At 70.9% G+C, this 17,977-nt stretch carries 19 protein-coding genes; 8 read left to right on the forward strand and 11 right to left on the reverse strand.

Features of this window, described 5'->3' with window-relative positions:
• Positions 1-42 precede the first annotated feature (42 nt).
• Both DB32_RS39110 and DB32_RS39115 read left to right on the forward strand, forming a co-directional pair.
• Positions 43-975, forward strand: a complete 933-nt coding sequence (locus DB32_RS39110; protein WP_157070083.1) for a hypothetical protein — start codon at positions 43-45, stop codon at positions 973-975.
• On the forward strand, positions 972-1,412 hold the full coding sequence (locus DB32_RS39115; RefSeq protein WP_053237758.1) for a type II toxin-antitoxin system VapC family toxin: 441 nt from the start codon (positions 972-974) through the stop codon (positions 1,410-1,412). Before DB32_RS39110 ends, DB32_RS39115 begins: the two co-directional genes overlap by 4 nt.
• 107 nt (positions 1,413-1,519) lie before the next feature.
• Here the strand turns inward: DB32_RS39115 and DB32_RS39120 are convergent, their stop codons facing one another.
• The 3 genes from DB32_RS39120 to DB32_RS47650 all read right to left on the reverse strand — a co-directional run bounded on the left by DB32_RS39120 (position 1,520) and on the right by DB32_RS47650 (position 3,707).
• Positions 1,520-2,272: a hypothetical protein gene (locus DB32_RS39120; RefSeq protein ID WP_053237759.1), complete on the reverse strand. Its 753-nt coding sequence runs from the start codon at positions 2,270-2,272 to the stop codon at positions 1,520-1,522.
• Positions 2,273-2,838: 566 nt separating this feature from the next.
• Positions 2,839-3,192 (reverse strand): DUF2200 domain-containing protein, encoded by a 354-nt coding sequence (locus DB32_RS39130; RefSeq protein ID WP_053239104.1) that lies wholly within the window; start codon positions 3,190-3,192, stop codon positions 2,839-2,841.
• Between the two features lie 89 nt (positions 3,193-3,281).
• Entirely contained in the window at positions 3,282-3,707 is a 426-nt protein-coding gene (locus tag DB32_RS47650; protein WP_157070085.1) for a hypothetical protein, read from the reverse strand.
• A 316-nt stretch (positions 3,708-4,023) separates the two neighbouring features.
• On the opposite strand from DB32_RS47650, the gene DB32_RS44725 reads away from it, so the two are divergent.
• A complete protein-coding gene (locus tag DB32_RS44725; protein ID WP_075097735.1) occupies positions 4,024-5,052 on the forward strand; it encodes an ankyrin repeat domain-containing protein in 1,029 nt (342 codons plus the stop codon).
• On the opposite strand, the gene DB32_RS50365 is transcribed toward DB32_RS44725, so the two are convergent.
• Positions 4,991-5,509 (reverse strand): ISAzo13-like element transposase-related protein, encoded by a 519-nt coding sequence (locus DB32_RS50365; protein ID WP_075097736.1) that lies wholly within the window; start codon positions 5,507-5,509, stop codon positions 4,991-4,993. The two genes, DB32_RS44725 and DB32_RS50365, sit on opposite strands and share 62 nt — an antisense overlap.
• 260 nt (positions 5,510-5,769) lie before the next feature.
• On the opposite strand from DB32_RS50365, the gene DB32_RS39145 reads away from it, so the two are divergent.
• The 4 genes from DB32_RS39145 (at position 5,770) to DB32_RS39160 (ending at position 9,718) form a co-directional block, all read left to right on the forward strand.
• Positions 5,770-6,897, forward strand: coding sequence for a sensor histidine kinase (locus tag DB32_RS39145; RefSeq protein WP_075097737.1), 1,128 nt, complete (start codon positions 5,770-5,772; stop codon positions 6,895-6,897).
• A complete protein-coding gene (locus DB32_RS39150) occupies positions 6,894-7,559 on the forward strand; it encodes a response regulator (protein ID WP_053237763.1) in 666 nt (221 codons plus the stop codon). The genes DB32_RS39145 and DB32_RS39150 overlap by 4 nt, the downstream gene beginning before the upstream one ends.
• Before the next feature lie 78 nt (positions 7,560-7,637).
• Positions 7,638-9,302, forward strand: a complete 1,665-nt coding sequence (locus tag DB32_RS46055; RefSeq protein WP_083458329.1) for a DUF2306 domain-containing protein — start codon at positions 7,638-7,640, stop codon at positions 9,300-9,302.
• A complete protein-coding gene (locus tag DB32_RS39160) occupies positions 9,299-9,718 on the forward strand; it encodes a GFA family protein (protein ID WP_053237764.1) in 420 nt (139 codons plus the stop codon). The genes DB32_RS46055 and DB32_RS39160 overlap by 4 nt, the downstream gene beginning before the upstream one ends.
• A gap of 59 nt (positions 9,719-9,777) precedes the next feature.
• Here DB32_RS39160 and DB32_RS39165 read toward each other — a convergent pair whose 3' ends face one another.
• The 7 genes from DB32_RS39165 to DB32_RS39200 form a co-directional block, all read right to left on the reverse strand.
• A complete protein-coding gene (locus DB32_RS39165; RefSeq protein ID WP_053237765.1) occupies positions 9,778-10,095 on the reverse strand; it encodes a four helix bundle protein in 318 nt (105 codons plus the stop codon).
• Positions 10,096-10,746: 651 nt separating this feature from the next.
• Entirely contained in the window at positions 10,747-11,097 is a 351-nt protein-coding gene (locus DB32_RS47655) for a hypothetical protein (protein ID WP_053237766.1), read from the reverse strand.
• A 74-nt stretch (positions 11,098-11,171) separates the two neighbouring features.
• Positions 11,172-12,383, reverse strand: coding sequence for a glycosyltransferase (locus tag DB32_RS39180; protein ID WP_053237767.1), 1,212 nt, complete (start codon positions 12,381-12,383; stop codon positions 11,172-11,174).
• Between the two features lie 16 nt (positions 12,384-12,399).
• On the reverse strand, positions 12,400-13,650 hold the full coding sequence (locus DB32_RS39185) for an RNA polymerase sigma factor (protein WP_053237768.1): 1,251 nt from the start codon (positions 13,648-13,650) through the stop codon (positions 12,400-12,402).
• Positions 13,651-13,657: 7 nt separating this feature from the next.
• A complete protein-coding gene (locus DB32_RS39190) occupies positions 13,658-14,590 on the reverse strand; it encodes an NAD(P)H-binding protein (RefSeq protein WP_053237769.1) in 933 nt (310 codons plus the stop codon).
• A gap of 75 nt (positions 14,591-14,665) precedes the next feature.
• Positions 14,666-15,070 carry a YciI family protein gene (locus tag DB32_RS39195; RefSeq protein ID WP_053237770.1) on the reverse strand — a complete coding sequence of 135 codons (405 nt, stop codon included), beginning with the start codon at positions 15,068-15,070 and terminating at the stop codon, positions 14,666-14,668.
• A 7-nt stretch (positions 15,071-15,077) separates the two neighbouring features.
• On the reverse strand, positions 15,078-15,521 hold the full coding sequence (locus DB32_RS39200; protein ID WP_053237771.1) for a YciI family protein: 444 nt from the start codon (positions 15,519-15,521) through the stop codon (positions 15,078-15,080).
• A gap of 162 nt (positions 15,522-15,683) precedes the next feature.
• Between DB32_RS39200 and DB32_RS39205 the strand changes: the two genes are divergently transcribed.
• Entirely contained in the window at positions 15,684-17,930 is a 2,247-nt protein-coding gene (locus DB32_RS39205; protein WP_053237772.1) for a VCBS repeat domain-containing M23 family metallopeptidase, read from the forward strand.
• Positions 17,931-17,977 lie beyond the last annotated feature (47 nt).

The following is a 17,977-nucleotide window of genomic DNA, read 5'->3' on the forward strand; positions in this document are numbered from 1 at the left end:
CAACCGCGGCGTGGACGGGTCAGACTGGGCGAAGGAGGATCCGTGCCGGTTCATCGCGTCATCGCGCTCTCGAGCGCAGAGGGCTTTACGCGCGGTCTGGGGCGTGGCGCGAAGGAGCTCCTTCCCGCGCTCGACGATGTGACCGGGGGCGCGGTGCTGCTCCGGTTCGCTGGCCGGAGCGACAGCGCGCGACGTCGTTTTCGAGGGGCCGCAGAGCCGCGTCTCGTGGCGATCGAGCGCGGCGACATTGCACGGCTGCATTACGAGGCGCCGGCGCTCGGCGAGGCGCTTCCCGACCTATATCGGCAAACCACGCTGCTGCCGCTCTACCCCCCGCGGGAGTGGACCGCGTTCGAGCTCGTCGCCGAGTCACTCCGGGACGTGCATGCGGCCAACGCTGACAGCGATCGCTTCGATCAGGCCTGGTTGCGTGACGTGCGAGCGCTGAAGACGGCGCTGAAGCATGGCGTACGACGTGTCGAGCTCGTCGACGTCGCGGAGACGCTGCGCCCGGGCGCCATCCTGGACGAAGACACGGTGCGAATCGCAGGCGAGCTCGCTTCCCGCATCCCGAAGCCCAGAGCGGCACGGATCGTCGGAAAGCTCGACATGATCCGCCATAGCACACCGTCGTTCGAGCTGGTGCTCGATGACGGATCGCGCGTGCGCGGCGTGTTGACGGGGACCGAGACCGATTCGTTGCAGGCGCTCTTCGGCCACCGTGTCGTGATCGACGGTCGCGTTGTGTATCGCGCGTCGGGCCGACCGCTTCGCGTGGAAGCACGCTCCGTCAGCGACGGAACCGGCGAACCCGCTGTGTTCTCGCGCGTGCCCGGGCCGCGTCAGATCGCGAAGTCGAGCCGGGGGCGTTCTCAAACCGAACATACCGGCGTGAACGCGATATGGGGCCGCTGGCCGGGTGACGAGAGCGAGCAAGAGCTGCTCGCGCAGCTCGCGGAGCTGCGTCGGACGTGAGCTCTCGAGTATTCCTGCTCGACACTAGCATCCTCCTCCCGATCGCACGGGGCGGACCCATCGCGAGCCGGCTCGAGCGGAGCTACGGGCTGCGCGCGTCCGGTCCGACACCGCTCGTGAGTGTCGTCTCCGAGGCTGAGCTACGCGTGATGGCGGATCGGAACAGCTGGGGTCCGAGGAAGCGCGCCGAGATCGATCGGCTGTTCGATGAGCTCGTCGTGATCGATATCGGGAGTCCTGAGGTTATCGATCGATACGTCGCGCTCTCACGTGCGGCAGACCAGGCACGCGGAGGCGCGCGACAGCTCTCGCACAACGACTTGTGGATTGCAGCGTCTGCGGCGGCTACGAGTGCAACGCTGCTGACGGCGGATGCGGATTTCGACGTGTTCCCGGCCGAGCTCATCAGTGTGCAGCGGATAGAACCGCTCAAATGAGGCCTGCGGAAGAGCCAGACGGGCTCCCGAATCCACGAACGCGATGAACGAAAACGGAGCCCGCGGCTCTCGCCGCGGGCTCGTTTTCATAACTCCCCTCGTCACTCTCACGCTGCCGGCGTCTCGGGCTTCTCCTCCTCCTCTCCGCCGTCTTCGTCACCCTCTCCGCCTTCGTCCTCGTCCTCTTCTTCCTCGAGGTCGGGCTCGATCACCGCGCCCGTGCTCGTCTGCAGGAAGCCCATCGCCTTCAGCAGGCGGCGCTCCTTCACCGCGACTCGCGCGATCGCGCTCCACTGCAGGTACCACTCCCACATCTCGCGCTCGGCGGTCGCGTCGTCCTCGGGATCGCGCTCGGGCTCGAGCGCGGGCTCGATCTGCGCGACCTCTTCGAGCGTCCTCTTCACCGGCGCGATCACGTCGGGCGTGAGGCCGCGCTTCGCGAGCAGGTCCATCGCTGCCTTGCCCTCGCGACCGAGGCCGCCTTCGCTCTTCGGCTTCGTCAGCCGATCGAGGCGCTCGAGGAAGGTGCGCACGTTGATGACCGCGCCGGCGCCGGTCGTCTGCGTGATGTTGCGGAAGAGCAGCTCGTGCGCCTCGGGGTGCTTGTGCTGCAGCGTCGCGATCGCAATCGGGAACCACTCGTTCTCGAACGCATCGACGTCGTCGACGAGCTTGGGGCTCGCCGTGATGACGACATCGAGCCGACCGCGGCTGAGATTGCTGAGGAGGTTCCAGCCGAGCTTGAGCTCGTCGCCGTCGAACCCGTAGCGCGCGAGCGCGCTGGCGATGCTGCGGTTGCGCAGCGCGAGCAGGAAGACGAGCACGCGCCTCGCCTTCTGTCCGTAGGTGAGCCTGGCCATGTGCGATCCGGTCCTTCCGATGTGCGAGGTGGGTCGTTCTCGGCGTCCCGCGGGAGAGCCTCGAGCTCCCTGGCTTCGCGCCGACGCTCCCCTCATCGCGCGACGCAATCCCTCGTTGCGTGCGCCGTGCACGTTCGTGCGCCGGCGGTGTCCCTCGGCTCACACACCGAGTCCCTTCGACGGCCGACGAGCTCCCTCGGCGCGCGCGTCGGGTCCCTTCGCTCGCCGACGCGATCCCTTCGCTGGCCAGCGCGCTCCCCGCGCTCGCGCGCGCCGACCCTCGAGGGGATCGCGTGCTCGATCGTGGGGATCTCGGCACGGGCGGTGGGGATCGACGCGGTCCGGCAGGGGAGTCACGAGCAGGACGAGGGGATCGCGACTTCGACGCCGGGGATCCACGAGGACGGCGAGGGGATCGAGCGGACCGACGAGGGGATCGAGCACGCGCCGAAGGGGATCGAGGCGTCGGAGCAGGGGATCGAGGAGCGCGCCGAGGGGATCGAGCCGGCCGGACCGCGGGAGCTCCGACGCGATGGAGAACATCGCGAAGCCGAACCGGTCGATCGCTATCCGCGGAGGATGCTCGCCATCTTCTTTCCCTTGGCGAGCTCGTCGACGAGCTTGTCGAGGTAGCGGATCTTCTGCATCAGCGGGTCGGCGACGTCTTCCACGCGCACCCCGCACACGACGCCCTTGATGAGCGCCGCGTTCGGGTTCATTCGCGGCGCTTCGGCGAAGAACGTCTCGAGGTCGACCTTGCTCTCGATCGCGCGCTGGAGCTGCTCGCCGTGGTAGCCGGTCAGCCAGGCGATGACCTCGTCGACTTCGTCCTTCGTGCGGCCCTTCTTCTCGGCCTTCTGCACGTAGGGCGGATACACGCTCGCGAACGACGTCGTGAAGATTCGCGGCTTCTTGTCCATGCGCGCCGTGATCATCGGCAGCGCGCGGGTCGGCATCAAGGGCCGAGGCGGCCGAGCTCCTCGCCGGGCCCCCTCGTGGCCTCATCGCCTCAGATCTCCGAGCGCGTCGGGATCAGCGTCAGCGTCGGCGTCGGCATCGGTGTCCGCGTCGGTGTCGGCATCAGCGTCGGCATCAGCGTCGGTGTCGGCGTCTGCGTCTGCGTCTGCGTCGGCATCTGCGCCAGCGTCAGCGTCGGAATCAGCGTCGGCGTCCACGTCGGAATCAGCCTGAGCGTCTGCGTCTGCCTCACCGACACAGCCAGAGCTCGTGTCTGCATGGGAGCCAGCGCCGCAATCGGGGTCAGCGCGTGGTCGGCGTCAGTGTTTCGAGCGCGCGTCGGAGTGCAATCGATTCGCGCGGACACGAGCAGCGCGTCGACGCGCCGAACCGCATGCAGACGTGACGACGGGGCGTGCGCGCAACGATGGCTTCCTGTGTTCGCCCGGCGGTCAAGCTCCGCCGCGCGCAGGACCATCGCGTGGATTCTCGTCGCGCCGGCACATCGTTCCGGACCTCGTGCTCTCCAACGTACCGCCGTCGCATGCTACGGGGCAGGGTAACATGCGCACCTACTTTCCTGCGGGGTCCTCGCGATCGTCTGCATTCGGGAGACGGTGATGAGCTCTAGCTCTGTGGGGTCATCCGTTACCGAGCTGATCGTGAGAGCGTGTGACTCGACGTGTCCGTGGGAGGCCACCGGAGACGACGTGGAGCGAGCAATCACAACGATTCGATCGGGTGCGATCTCGGCGGACGTACTCGATGACCTTCCCTGCGGTGACACTCAGCTCGTGGCGCTGGTGGGCGCATGCGAAATCCCCCGCACGCAGCTCGCGCTGGCGATGCTCGACGCAGGTGCGGATCCGAATCGTGTCTTTCGCTCTTCAGTGTCCATGACACGACGGCTCCTTGCCGACGAAGGCCAGACGCCTCTTCGCGCAGCGATCGCCTCTTCGCGAGATACGGGAGACCTGACGCTCATCGACGCTCTTCTTGCCAAGGGCGCAGATCCGAACGCTCCGGGGCATGCAGGTCTGACGCCTCTGCATTTCGCCTGCGGGCGCGACGCGCGAATCGAGGTTGTCGAGCGTCTGCTCGCTGCGGGCGCCGACCCCACCATCGCTTCCGAGATGGGTGAGACCCCCATCGACAATATGAACGCCGCCGTGATGGACCAGACGGTCCGCGCGGCGGTGCTCGACATGCTTCGCGAGGCGGCAGCTCGTCGTCCGAACGCTCGTGTCGCGCCGACGGTCGAGCTCAGATCCTCGCGAGGTCGAAATCGCGAGCTGTTTGGGGCTCGCGAGATCCGGAAGCTGTACTGGAGCTCCGATCTCGACTGGTGTGTTCTCGCCGTCCGTGCGGCGCCGGAGGACGTGGCCTCCGCGATCGAGCTCGCGGCGCGCGATGCGTCGAGCCCTCGCGGCGATGCAGGGCTCCCCGCGGCGCTCCATGTCTTGCAGATGCGCGGCTCGAGTTGCTCGCTCGCTCCGATCGAGCTGGGCGGAATCGTGCCGACCGGTGGCTGGCTGGACGACCTCGCCGCCGCGATCAGCCGACGAGCTGGTGCCCGGGTGATGGCGGTCTACCCGGCTTTGTCGCTCGAGTGGCAGCAAGGGCGCCTCATCGAATCGGTCGAAGCGCTCGACTCCGATGGCGACGCATCCCGCACATCGCTCGAGTCGCTCGATCGCAAGCTCCACGACGCAGGCGTCGACATCCCAGCGATGGAGTTCGGCGAGCCAGCGCGCTCACGGCTCATCGTACGAGGGGTTCGTAAAGGCGATCTGAAGTCGACCACCGTCGAACTCTCGGCGTGAGTCTTCGACACCGTCGAGACGGACGCCAATTGACGTGCGGGCGAGAGGCGCCGTGTACTGGCCACGAACTACGACGCGACGGGTTAACTAGGGCCTGCGTATGAACAACCGTCTCGGTCACGCGGCAACGTTGCGCGGGCGAACGATGTAGTGCCAATCGTCGGAAGACGTCCGATTCGAGGTTGAGCGAGCGCATCTCCCTTTCGGAGACCCGCTGTCCGACCGAATACCGCGCGGATCTAACTCGGCTCGCCGACGAGCCCTCCTCGGTTCGTCGTGTTGCCGATCGAGTTGATGACGGTCTCGTGGGTCCGGAGCGGCCTGGCGCACCAGTTGATGCTGATGAACGAGAGAGCCGATGCTCAACCTTGTTCGACTTGCTGGTGCCGGGCGGGAAATGGCTCACGCGGATCGCGATGCCGTGCTCGCCGGCAAGCCGATGAAGCTCACCTTCCACACTCGCGATCGGTAGCCGTTGCTCCCCCTGCGTCGGCCGTGAGAAGAGTTCCTTGGCGCGCGGACGCTCACGCCGACGCTGATGCCGACACAGACGCTGACGCCGACACAGACGCTGATGCCGACACAGACGCTGACGCCGACACAGACGCTGACACGGACGCTGACCCCGACCCCGACCCCGACACCGCCCGCGCGCCCCCCGTCTCGTACTTTCGGCCGGTTCACGCGCGCCGCGTTCCCACTACGCTCTCTCTCGCAGTGCTCGATCTCGTCCGTTCGCTCCTCGCGGAGCCCGCGCTCGCGCGTCCTTCGCGCCCGTCGCGCGCCGATCGCGGGGTCGCGCTCCTCGTGCTCGCGCTCGCGCTCGCCGAGGGCCTGCTCCGCGATCACGTGCCCTCGCGCCCGATCGCGATCGCCATCGGCCTCGTCATCGCAGCCGCTCTCCTCTTCCGGGGCACGCACCCGTTCGGCGCGTTCGTCGCGGCGTTCGCTTCGGTGAACGCGGTGACCGCGCTCGAGCTCGCGCTCGGGGTCGCGCGGGCCGAGCTCCACACCGGCCTGGCCGTCTTGCTGCTGCCGTACTCGCTGTTCCGCGCCGCGTCGGGGCGACAGGCCGCGCTCGGGCTCGCGCTCATGGCGCTCGCCTACGCGCTCGGCGCGCTGCAGGGCGGCTTCCGCCATCCCGGCGATGCGATCGGCGGCGCGGTCGTGCTGCTCTTTCCGGCGGTGCTCGGCGCGTCGGTGCGGTTCCGCGATCACGCGCGGCTCCGCGAGCTCGATCACGCGCGGCTCCGCGAGCGCGAGCGGCTCGCGCGCGAGCTCCACGACACCGTCGCGCATCACGTCGCGGCGATCGCGATCCAGGCCCAAGCCGGGCGCGCCGTGCTCGCCACGCGCCCCGATGCGACCCGCGGTGCCCTCGCCGCGATCGAAGCGGAAGCCGCGCGCACGCTCGCCGAGCTGCGCGCGCTGGTGGGCGCGCTGCGCGACGACGACGGCGCCGCGCTCGGGCTCGCCGAGCTCGACGCGCTCGCCGCGCGCGCCGCGCTGCCGGTGACGATCGAGCGCGCAGGTGAGCTCGATGGGCTGCGCCCGCTCGTGCAGTCCGCGCTGTATCGCCTCGCGCAGGAGTCGATCACGAACGCGGTCCGTCACGCGCGCGGGGCGCGGCGCGTCGTGGTGCGCATCGAGGGCGAGCGCGACGTGGTGCGGCTCACCGTGCGCGACGACGGAGAGCGTGCGCGCACACGTGGGCCCTCGGGCTACGGTCTCGTCGGGATGGCGGAGCGCGCCGCGCTGCTCGGCGGCACGCTCGAGGCCGGTCCCGCAGACGAAGGAGGATGGTCGGTGCGAGCCGTTCTGCCCCGCGAAGGAGGCGCGCGATGACGAAGCCGATCCGCGTGCTCGTCGCCGACGATCAGGATCTCGTGCGGACCGGGCTCCGCATGATCCTCGAGGCGCAGCCCGGCATCGTGGTGGTCGGCGAGGCGGGCGACGGCGTGCGCGCGGTGCGGCTCGCGCGCGAGCTGCGTCCCGACGTGTGTCTCTTCGACATCCGCATGCCGCAGATGGACGGCATCGAGGCGACACGCCGGCTCGCCGGGCCCGGCGTGGACGATCCGCTCGCGGTCGTGGTGATCACGACGTTCGATCTCGACGAGCACGTGCACGGCGCGCTGAAGGCGGGCGCGCGCGGGTTCTTGCTGAAGGACGCGGGGCCCGAGCTGCTCGTGCAGGCCATCCACGCCGCGGCGGCCGGCGATGCGTTGATCGCGCCGAGCATCACCGCGCGGCTGCTCGAGACGTTCGTCGCGCGCGGCGGAGGCCCTCCGCCCGCGTCGCCCGCGGAGCCGCTCACCGAGCGCGAGGAGGAGGTGCTGCGCACCCTCGCGCGCGGCCGCACCAACCTCGAGATCGCGAGCGAGCTCCACATCAGCCTGAGCACGGTGAAGAGCCACGTCGCGAGCCTCATGGGCAAGCTCGGCGCGCGCAACCGCGTGGAGATCGCGATGTGGGCCTACGAGACGCGACGCGTGCGGCCTCGTTGACAGGTCGTACTTTCGGCCGAGGCGAAATGGCCGTTCGTCCGATGCTCGCGAGCGCGCGCGTGGACAGCATCCATCGCGATGGCCCACTCCACCTCGCTCCCACTCGCCGCGCCGAGATCCGACTTCGGGATCCTCGCCGGACTGCTCGCGCTCGCCGCGGTGCCGACCCTCGCGGGCGTCGCTCGGCTGCTCGCGCTCGCGATCGGCGATCCGACGCTCGCCGAGAACGCGCGCTTCGCTGCCGATCCGATCCCCGCGATCGTGCACGTCGTGAGCGCGACGACGTTCAGCGTGCTCGGCGCGCTCCAGCTCGCGCCGGGGATGCGTCGCCGCGCGCTCGGGTGGCACCGTGCGGCGGGGCGCGTGCTCGCGCCGCTCGGGCTCGCCGCTGCGCTCTCGGGGCTGTGGATGACGCTCGTGTACCCGCCGGGGCCGCTCGATGGGTCGGCGCTCTTCGCGATGCGCCTCGTCGCCGGCACCGCGATGGCGGGCTTCGTGGTGGCGGGGCTGGTCGCGGTGCGGCGTCGCGACTTCGTCGCGCACGGCGCGTGGATGACGCGCGCGTACGCGATCGGGATCGGGGCGGGGACGCAGGCGCTCACGCACGTGCCGCTCGTGCTGGTCGACGGGCTCCAGAGCGAGGCGAGCCACGCCGCGGCGATGGGCGCGGGCTGGGCGATCAACGTCGTGGTCGCGGAGTGGGCGCTGCAGCGACGACGTCACGTCGGGCCGGTGATGCGCGCCGTGGTGTACGAGCGCTACGGAGGCCCCGAGGTGTTGCGCATCGCCGAGGTGCCGCGTCCGACGCCGGGGCCCGGACAGGTGCTGGTGCGGGTGGCGTGCGCGTCGATCAACGCGGCCGACGCCCGCTTGATGCGCGCCGATCCGTTCCTCGCGCGGCTCGCGAACGGGCTCTTCCGACCGCGCCGGCGGATCCTCGGCGTCGACGTCGCGGGCATCGTCGTGGCGGTGGGCCCGGGCGTGACGAAGCACGCGATCGGCGATGCGGTGATGGGCGACACGTTCCTCGACGGGCTCGGCGGGTTCGCGGAGCACGTGTGCGTGTCGGAGCGCTCGCTCGTCGGGGTGCCCGAGGGCCTGTCGTTCGCGGAGGCGGCCGCGGTGCCGCTCGCGTCGATCACCGCGATCTCCGCGCTCGCGCGGGCGCGGCTCGCGCCGGGCGCGTCGATCGAGATCTACGGGGCGGGCGGAGGGGTCGGAACGTTCCTCGTGCAGATCGCGAAGGCGCGCGGGCTGCGCGTCACCGCGGTGTGCGGGCCGAAGAGCGTCGAGCTGGTGCGCTCGCTCGGCGCCGATCGCGTGCTCGACCGCTCGGCGGGCGACGCCGACGACGAGCGCTACGACGCGGTGCTCGGCGTGAACGGCCATCGCCCGCTCGCCGCGCACCGGGCGCGCCTCGCGCCGCGCGGCACGTACGTGATGGTCGGCGGGGCGAACGCGCAGATCTTCGAGGCGCTGTTGCTCGGGTGGCGGCGGTTCCGGGGAGGCGAGCAGCGCATCGAGGTGCTGACGCTCGACGAGGCGCCGCGCACCGCCGAGCTCGAGGAGGCGCGCGCGCTGCTCGCGACGGGCGCGCTCCGCCCGGTGATCGATCGCGTCTTCCCGCTCGCGGAGGCCGCGGACGCGATGCGCTACGTGGAGCGAGGGCACGTGCGCGGAAAGGTGGTGCTCGACGCGCGCAGCGATGAATTCGGCGGCGCTCATCCGTCTACGTCTTCATGAAGAAGACCTATCGCGGCTCCTGTCATTGCGGCGCGGTGCGCTTCGAGGCCGACCTCGACCTCGCGAAGGGCACCATCCGCTGCAACTGCTCGCTCTGTCGCAAGGCGCGGAACTGGCTCGCGTTCGCGGTCGGGCCCGACTTCCGGCTGCTGGCGGGAGAGGACGCGCTCGTCGACTACCGTCACACCCCGCCGGGCAAGTCGGAGCCGTTCCTGCACCTCACGTTCTGCCGTCACTGCGGCATCCGCGCGTTCGCGCGCGGCGGGTACCTGCCGGCCTTCGGGGACTCGTTCCACGCGGTGAACGTGACGTGCCTCGACGACGCATCGCACGAAGAGCTCGCGAGCGCGCCGATCCAGTGGCCCGACGGCGCGAACGACGACTGGGACCACGAGTCGCCGCATCGGTACTTCTGACGCGGACCGACCCCCACGCCGAGGAGGCGGCCGAGCGCTCGCCCGGCCGCCCGCGTGCTTCATCGCGTCAGCTTCCACAGCGCCGCGCAGATCCGGTCGAGCTTCTGCATCAGCGCGGCATCGAGCCCATCGAGGTACCCGAGCGCCTCGGCGACGCGCAGCGCGACATCGACCTCACGCGCGCTGCCGAGCGCGGTTCGGAACCTCTGTCGCCCGTTCCCGTCGTGCGCGCTCGTTCCTTCCGCCGCGTTCAGCGCGACCGACGTGATCGCGCGCCGCAGCTGATCTGCGAGCGAGCGATCGTGCTTCGCGATCACCTTCGCGATCCGACCGACGTCACGACAGCACTCGATCGCGTTCTCCGTCAGCTTCAGCATCGTCTTCCTCCGTTCGCGTCCCACTCGGGGCTCCGCCCACCGCCCGGCGCGCGCAGACCGGGTCAACGACGCGAAGCGCCCGCGCGGAGCCGCACGGAGCGCAGCGGAGGAGGCGAGCACGGGTGACCGCGAAGCGGTCATCGTTGAGGCGGTCGAGCACGACGGCATCCTCGAGAAGCCCGAGTGGAGCAATCCCGGCCTCCGGTCGAGACGGCAGGGCGTTGGCGTTGGCGTTGGCGTCAGTGTCAGCGTCAGCGTCAGTGTCGGCGTCCGCGTCAGCGTCAGTGTCAGTGTCAGTGTCAGTGTCGGCGTCCGCGTCAGTGTCGGCGTCAGTGTCGGCATCAGTGTCGGTGTCAGCGTCGGGTATCAGTGTCTGCGTCTGCGTCTGCGTCGGCGTCGGCGTCTGCAGACGCGTTCGCATCCGCGTCCGCCTCGGTGTCGCGCGATCAGCAGCGCGTCGGGCCGGAGGTTGGTTCGGCGTCGGTCGTTCTGCGGAGCCCCGAGCAACGCAAACGGCGAGTCTCGCGCCCACGGCGTCCGGAGGACGGACGCGGAAGCAGAACACTGACGCAGAGCAGACGCTGAACGCCGACACGGACGCCGACACGGGCGCCGACGCCAACGCCAACGCCAACGCCGACGCCGTCGCCGTCACTGACGCAGACGCAGACGCAGACGCTGACGCAGACACCGACGCTGACGCAGACACCGACGCTGACGCAGACACCGACGCTGACGCAGACACCGACGCTGACGTAGACACCGACGCTGACGCAGACACCGACGCAGACACCGACGCAGACAGTAGAAGTAGAGCGCGGTCCCTTCGTCGCACAGCGGGTGCGCGAGCACGGCGTAGATCGGCAGGTTGCCGTCGTTGACGTCGTACTCGAGCGCGAAGCGGTGGAGCTGGACCGCGCTGTCGAGCGCGGCGATCGCCTCGCCGGCGGCCTGACCGGCGCTGAGGGCGCGATCGAGCGCGTCGCATTCGTCCTTCGTCATCCCGCGCGTGTAGCGCCGCGCGCGCGCGCGGGGAGCTGATTCGCGCGGAGCCGTGCACGATTGCGCGCCAGCGGTCACGCGCGTGCGCGCGTCATCTGCTCGAGGCGGTCGACGATCACGTTGCCCGCATCGCTCGCGCGGAGCCGCTCGGACATCGCGCGGCGGGGCGCGTCGGGCAGCGCGAGCGCTTCCTCGATCGCGCGGACGAGGGTCTTCGCGGTGACCTTCGCCATGCTCGGCGCCTTCGGCGCGAGGCCGGCGCGCGCGAGGTGGTGCGCGTGGTGGAACTGGTCGAGCATCATCGGGAGCACGACCTGGGGCACGCCGGCGCGCAGCGCGGCCGCGGTGGTGCCCGAGCCGCCGTGGTGCACCGCGACCGCGACGCGCGGGAACAGCTTCGCGTGCGGCGCATCGCGCACGACGTGGAGTTCTTCCGGCAACGCGCCGAGCTTCGCGGAGCCCGCCGCGACCAGCACGCGACGGCCGGTCGCGCGCGCGACGTCGTGGAGCACGGCCACGACGCGCTCGGGGTGACCGCCCGCCATGCTGCCGAACCCGACGTGGATCGGGGGCTCGCCCTTCGCGAGCCACGCGTCGAGCGCGGGATCGAGCGGCGCGGGATCGTCGAGGAACAGGAAGCCCGCGTAGGGATAGCGCCCGTTCCACGCGGGGTCGGGCGGGAGCAGCGTGTCGTCGGCCGCGATCACTGCGGGCACGTCGACGAAGAGGTGGCTCGTGAACGACGCGATCGGCGGGAGCGCGAGCGTCGCGCGCGCTTCGTTCACCGGCGCGCCCATGAGGCCGTTCTGGATGTGATCGCTGGTCCACCACAAGAGCGCGTTGAGCCACTGCGGCAAGCCGTAGAACGGCATCAGCGGCGGCGGGTGGAGGCGCGAGGGCGCGCACGACGTGGGCAAGAGCTCGAGCGCCGGGATGCCGAGCTTCTCCGCGACCGAAGGCGCCATCCACGCCATCGCGGTGCCGACGATCGCGTCGGCGCCGCGCGTGATGTCGAGCAGCGCGGGCGCTTGCTGGAGCAGCTGCTCGCGGAAGTACGACTTCATGCTCGCGAGCGAGCGCTCGAACGACGCGCCCTTCTCGGCCATGAGCGCCTGGAGATCTTCGCCGAGCGCGCGGTGCTCGACGCCGAACGAGCGCACCCACGGCGCGAACGAGTCGGGGCACGCGACGATCGCGTGGTGCCCGCGCCGCGTGAGCGCCTGCGCGAGCGCGAGCATGGGCTGGACGTCCCCTCGAGTGCCGACGGTCGCGAGCACGACGCGCATGCGAGCGAGGGTACGCTCAATCGCCGAGCTTCGACGCGCGGTCGAGCAGCATCGCCTTGTCGCGGGCGTTCTTCGCGAGGAACGCTGCGCGCTCGAGCTCGGCGCGCGCTTCGCGCGCTCGTCCCAGCTTGATCAGCAGGTCGGCGCGCACCGCGTAGAGCAGGTGGTAGTCGCGCAGGACGCTCTCTTCCTGGAGCGCGTCGACGAGCTCGAGCGCTTGCTCTGGGCCGAACGCCATGCCGACGGCGACCGCGCGGTTGAGCTCGACCACCGGCGAGCCGGTGATCTGTGCGAGCGCATCGTAGAGCGCGACGATGCGGGCCCAGTCGGTCTCTCGCGCGGTGCGCGCCCGCGCGTGGCACGCGGCGATCGCGGCCTGGATCGTGTACGGGCCGAGCGGGCGCTGCAGCGACTCGGCGCGCGCGAGCGCCTCGAGGCCGCGACGGATGAGCAGCGGGCTCCAGCGCGCGCGATCCTGCTCGAGCAGGAGCACCGGGTCGCCCTTCGCATCGACGCGCGCATCGGCGCGCGACGCCGAGAGCTCCATCAGCGCGACCAGGCCGTGCACCTCGGGCTCGTTCGGCACCAGCGCCGCGAGGATGCGCCCGAGGCGCAGCGCGTCCTCGCAGAGCTGCGGTCGCATGAGATCGTCGCCCGACGTCGCGAGATAGCCCTCGTTGAACACGAGGTAGACGACCTCGAGCACCGACTCGAGCCGCTCCGCGAGCTCCGCGCCGCGTGGGACCTCGAAGGGCACGCGCGCCTCGGCGAGCGTGCGCTTCGCGCGCGTGATGCGCTGCGCGACGGTGGGCTCGGCGACCAGGAACGCGCGCGCGATCTCCTCGGTCGTGAGGCCCGCGACGAGGCGCAGCGTGAGCGCGACGCGCGCCTCGGTGGAGAGCACCGGATGACACGCGATGAGCACGAGGCGCAGCACGTCGTCGCCGACGTCCTCGTCGATCGCGGTCTCGAGGTCCGGCGCGTCGCGCTCGTCGAGCTCGCGACCGATCTCCTCGTGCTTGCGCGCGAGCATCTTGCGGCGGCGCAGCTCGTCGAGCGCGCGGTTCTTCGCGGTCGTGACGAGCCACGCGCTCGGGTTGTCGGGGATGCCGTGCTCGGGCCAGCGCTCGAGCGCCGCGAGGAGCGCCTCCTGCGCGAGCTCCTCGGCGAGCGCGACGTCGCGCGTCATGCGGAGGAGCGCGCCGACGATGCGTGGAGACTCGATCCTCCACACCGCGTCGATGGTTCGTCCCACGTCGTTCTTCATCTGCGCCTCAGGCCGCGAACTCCGCGACGTGCCCCGCGACGTCCTGCACGATGTCGGTCGCGGGGTGACCGGTGATCGTCTCCACGTCGGACGTGGCGCGATCGTAGCGGTTCGCGGCGTGGAGGCGCGCCATCACCTCGATGTGGTGTCGCAGGTGCTCCGGCAGGTTGCGCGGCCCGAGCTCGTGATCGCGCCACTGCTCGAACGGCACGTCGACGTAGGTCACCGGGCGGTGCAGCGCCGCGGCGTACTGCGCGGCGATCGTGCGCATGTCCTGCGATCGCGGCCCGGTGAGCTCGTACGTGCGACCGATGTGCGGCGCGGGGTCGCGCAGGATCACCGCGACCGCGTCGACCACGTCGCGCGCGGCGACGGGCGAGGTGCGTCCCGCGCCGAACGGGAGACGGATCGTGCCGTCGCGCCGGATCGACTCGGCGGCCCACGAGAGGAAGAACGGGTTCTCGAACAGCACCGTCGGGCGGATCTCGACGACCGGGAGCCCCGACCACGCGAGCACCTGCTCCGCGAGCCAGTGCAGCCGCTGCTGGGGCGAGTCGGTCTGGTCGGTGAGGCTCATCTGCGAGACCGTCATCTGCGAGATGTTCACCAGCACCTCGAGGTCGCCCTGCGCGCGCGCCACCGCGGCGACCGCGGTGGTCGCGGCGAGGTATTGCTCGGACACGCTCATGCCGAAGTACACGCGACGGCAGCCCGCGAGGGCGCGCGCCACGTCCTCGGTGCGCGTGAGATCGCCGAGCACGACCTCGGCGCCGGTCGCGCGCAGCGCGTCGGCGCGCGCGTCCTCGCGATGGACGAGCGCGCGCACTGCGAGGCCGCTCTCGCGCAGGCGCTCCACCAGCATGCGGCCCATCGCGCCGACCCGTCCCGCGGCTCCGGTGACCAGGATCGGCGCTGCCGCGCTCGGCGCTTCGGGTGCCATCGGTGCGACCTCCCGAGGGGACGTCGGTGCGCAGGCGCCCGGTGTCAACGCTGACGCCGGGCGCGCGATCGCGCGTCACCGCGCCGTGAGATCCGGCTTGAGCACCTCGCGCACGTCCGCCGGGTACTCCGACCACTCCTGCACCTGCCGCACCTCGATCATCTCGTCGTCACTCGCGGGGCAACGGCGGGCCCACTCGATCGCCTCGTCGCGCGAGCGCACCTGGATGAGCCAGTAGCCGCCGACCACCTCCTTCGCCTCGGCGAACGGCCCGTCGACCACCTTCGGCTTGCCGCCGCGGAACGAGACGCGCGCGCCCATCGACGGCGGATGCAGCCCATCGAGCGCGAGCAGCACGCCCGCCTGCTGCAGCGACTCGTTGTACTTCGCCATCGCCGTGACGCGCTCGACGTCGTCGGGGATCGTGCCCGGGGGCGCGGCCTCGTAGCCCTTCGGGATCATCAGCAGCATGAAGCGCATGGCCCGCTCACTTCTTCGCGGCGCGGGCCTCGAGCTCGGCGCGCATGCGGTCCTCGCGCGCGCGCTCCTCCGCCGTGAATTCCGCGCCGAAGTCCTCGGCCTCGAAGATCGGGCGGATCTCGATCGTCGACTCCTCGGTCTCGCCCTCGGGCATCGGCACGCGGCGCACCCAGTCGACCGCCTCCTGCATCGACGCGACCTTCCAGATCCAGAAGCCCGCGATGAGCTCCTTGGTCTCCGCGAAGGGCCCGTCGACGACGGTCTTCTTGCCGCTCGGCGAGCAGACGACGCGCTTGCCCTTCGAGCTCGGGTGCAGGCCCTCGCCCCCGAGGAGGACGCCCGCCTTCAGCAGGTCCTCGTTGAACTTGCCCATCTCGGTGATGAGCTTCTCGCTCGGCATCTGACCCGTCTCCGACGCCTTGTTCGCCTTGATGATCACGAGAACGCGCATGTCTTCTTCCTCCGCATCGGCAGGCCCCGAGCCTGCCCTTCGATGGAACGACGAACCAGCGGCGCGCGAATCGACATCGCTCGCGATTTTTTTTCGCGAAGCATCCGTAAGTGCCCGCCGCGGCGCGCGGGTGGTACGCGGTCGAACCGGAGGAGGCATCTCATGGGCAGAGTCTCGAGCGCGCTCGCCGTCGTCCTGGTGCTGGGCGCGTGCACCAACGCGCCAGAGGTGGAAGTCGCGACCGAGGCGGTCCGATGCAACCCGGTCGTCACCGTGTATCCCGTGCGCGGCCGTCACAACCACGGCTACGACCGGAACGCCGGGAATTCGAGCCTCTGGACCTGCGACGACGCCTACTCCAACGAGGACTTCATCGCGGGCGATCACATCGGCAACGACATCTGGGCGGCCGAGGGCACGCCCGTCGTCGCGTCGAGCGCGGGGCGCCTGACCCTCGTCGGGTTCTCGAGCTACTCGGGCAACAAGGTCACGGTCGTCGACGACTGCGGCTGGTACCACTTCTACTGCCACCTGCAGCGCATCGCGCCGGGGATCCGCGACGGAGTGCGGGTCACCGCGGGCCAGGTGATCGGCTACGTGGGCCGCACCGGCAGCGCGTCGAACGGCGTGGTGCACCTGCACTACTCGATCTATCCCGACGGCGACTACGACCGCGGCGTCGATCCGTGGCGCTACACGCACCCGGTCGAGCGCAACGTGTGCGGCGCGAGCTGCACGCCGGGCGCCGAGGTGTGCAACGGGCGCGATGACGACTGCGACGGCAACAGCGACGAGGACGACGTGTGCGACGTCGCGCTGCTGCAGGAGCAGCCGCACGCCTACGCGCCGCCGAGCTCGACGGACGTGAACGCCGACGGACGCGCCGACGTGTGCGCGCGCGGCGCGTCCGGCGTGCGCTGCTGGACCGCGCGTGACGGCGGATGGAACGAGGCGGTGCTCGCCGCGCCGTGGAGCGACGCGAACGGCTGGGGCGACGTGACGAACTACGCGACGATCCGCATGGGCGACGTGAACGCCGACGGACGCGCCGATCTCTGCGGGCGCGCGAACGATGACGTGTGGTGCGCGGTCGCGACCGCCGACGGGTTCACCGCGCCCGCGGTGTGGCGCCCCGCGATCTCCGACGCGAACGGGTGGAACCAGGCGCGCTTCTACACGACGCTGCGCCTGGCCGACGTGAACGGCGACCGCCGCGAGGATCTCTGCGCGCGCGACAGCCAGGGCTTCGGGTGCTGGCTCTCGGACGGGACGCGCTTCGATCGCCGCATCGACGGGCCGCGCTGGTCGGACGCGTCGGGCTGGGGCGCGCCGCGGTTCTACGGCACGGTGCGGATGGGCGACGTGAACGGCGATCGGCGCAGCGACGTGTGCGCGCGCAGCTCGGCGGGCATCGAGTGCTGGCTCGCCGACGGCGAGGGCTTCCCGACGCGCGTCGCGGGGCCGGCGTGGAGCGACGAGAGCGGCTGGGGCGCGGTGCAGTACTGGAGCACGCTGCGCCTCGCGGACGTGAACGGCGACGGGCGCGCCGACGTGTGCGCGCGCAGCTCGACGGATCTGCGCTGCGTGCTCGCGAGCGAGAGCGGCTTCGGCGAGACGGTGATCGTCGCGCCGCTGTCGAACGGCAGCGGATGGAGCGACCGCGCGAACTACGCGACGCTGCGCGTGGGCGACGTGAACGGCGACGGCGCCGACGATCTGTGCGCGCGCGCGAACGCGCAGGTGCACTGCTGGACGTGGGATGGCGACGGTTTCGTCGGGCACGCCGGTCCTGCGTGGGACGAGGCGAACGGATGGAGCGCGGCGCACTACTACGACACGATCCAGCTCGCCGACGTGAGCGGTGACGGGCTCGACGACATCTGCGCGCGCGCGGCGGTCGGATGGATTTGCCAGCCCTCGGCGGGCGACTCGTTCGGCGCGGTGATCGAACTCGGCGACATGGGCAACGAGCAGGGTTGGACCGACGCGCGTTACTGGACGACGATCCTCTCGAGCAGCCGCACCTGCCGCGCCGAGATGGAGGCGTGCAACGGGCGCGACGACGACTGCGACGGCGAGGTCGACGAGCACGCGGTGGACGAGATCTGCAACGGCGTGGACGACGACTGCGACGGCGAGGTGGACGAGAGCGCGAGCGACGAGGTGTGCAACGGGCGCGACGACGACTGCGACGGCGAGGCCGACGACGGGCTCTCGTGCACGGGCGTCGAGAGCGACGGCGGCGTGGGCACGACGCCGCGGACCGACGGCGGAACGGGCGGCGGACGCGTGCGGGTCGACGGCGGCTGCGCGGTGTCGTCGGGCGGGGTGTCGTCGGGGCCGAGCGCGAGCGCGTGGTGGCTGGTCGCGGCGATGATCGCGGTGGCGGCGCGCCGTCGCCGTCGGTAGCCGGTAGCGTGCGCGTCGCGTGCACGACCACGTCGCGATCGTGGTCG

It is taken from the genome of Sandaracinus amylolyticus, from assembly GCF_000737325.1.
Taxonomy (GTDB): Bacteria; Myxococcota_A; Polyangia; order Polyangiales; family Sandaracinaceae; genus Sandaracinus; species Sandaracinus amylolyticus.

Coding starts and splice junctions, on each gene's coding strand:
- DB32_RS39120 (WP_053237759.1), bottom strand. CDS start 2,272: ATGGCCAGGCTCACCTACGGACAGAAGGCGAGGCGCGTGCTCGTCTTC.
- DB32_RS39130 (WP_053239104.1), bottom strand. CDS start 3,192: ATGGACAAGAAGCCGCGAATCTTCACGACGTCGTTCGCGAGCGTGTAT.
- DB32_RS47650 (WP_157070085.1), bottom strand. CDS start 3,707: ATGGTCCTGCGCGCGGCGGAGCTTGACCGCCGGGCGAACACAGGAAGC.
- DB32_RS39150 (WP_053237763.1), top strand. CDS start 6,894: ATGACGAAGCCGATCCGCGTGCTCGTCGCCGACGATCAGGATCTCGTG.
- DB32_RS46055 (WP_083458329.1), top strand. CDS start 7,638: ATGGCCCACTCCACCTCGCTCCCACTCGCCGCGCCGAGATCCGACTTC.
- DB32_RS39160 (WP_053237764.1), top strand. CDS start 9,299: ATGAAGAAGACCTATCGCGGCTCCTGTCATTGCGGCGCGGTGCGCTTC.
- DB32_RS39165 (WP_053237765.1), bottom strand. CDS start 10,095: ATGCTGAAGCTGACGGAGAACGCGATCGAGTGCTGTCGTGACGTCGGT.
- DB32_RS47655 (WP_053237766.1), bottom strand. CDS start 11,097: ATGACGAAGGACGAATGCGACGCGCTCGATCGCGCCCTCAGCGCCGGT.
- DB32_RS39180 (WP_053237767.1), bottom strand. CDS start 12,383: ATGCGCGTCGTGCTCGCGACCGTCGGCACTCGAGGGGACGTCCAGCCC.
- DB32_RS39185 (WP_053237768.1), bottom strand. CDS start 13,650: ATGAAGAACGACGTGGGACGAACCATCGACGCGGTGTGGAGGATCGAG.
- DB32_RS39190 (WP_053237769.1), bottom strand. CDS start 14,590: ATGGCACCCGAAGCGCCGAGCGCGGCAGCGCCGATCCTGGTCACCGGA.
- DB32_RS39195 (WP_053237770.1), bottom strand. CDS start 15,070: ATGCGCTTCATGCTGCTGATGATCCCGAAGGGCTACGAGGCCGCGCCC.
- DB32_RS39200 (WP_053237771.1), bottom strand. CDS start 15,521: ATGCGCGTTCTCGTGATCATCAAGGCGAACAAGGCGTCGGAGACGGGT.
- DB32_RS39205 (WP_053237772.1), top strand. CDS start 15,684: ATGGGCAGAGTCTCGAGCGCGCTCGCCGTCGTCCTGGTGCTGGGCGCG.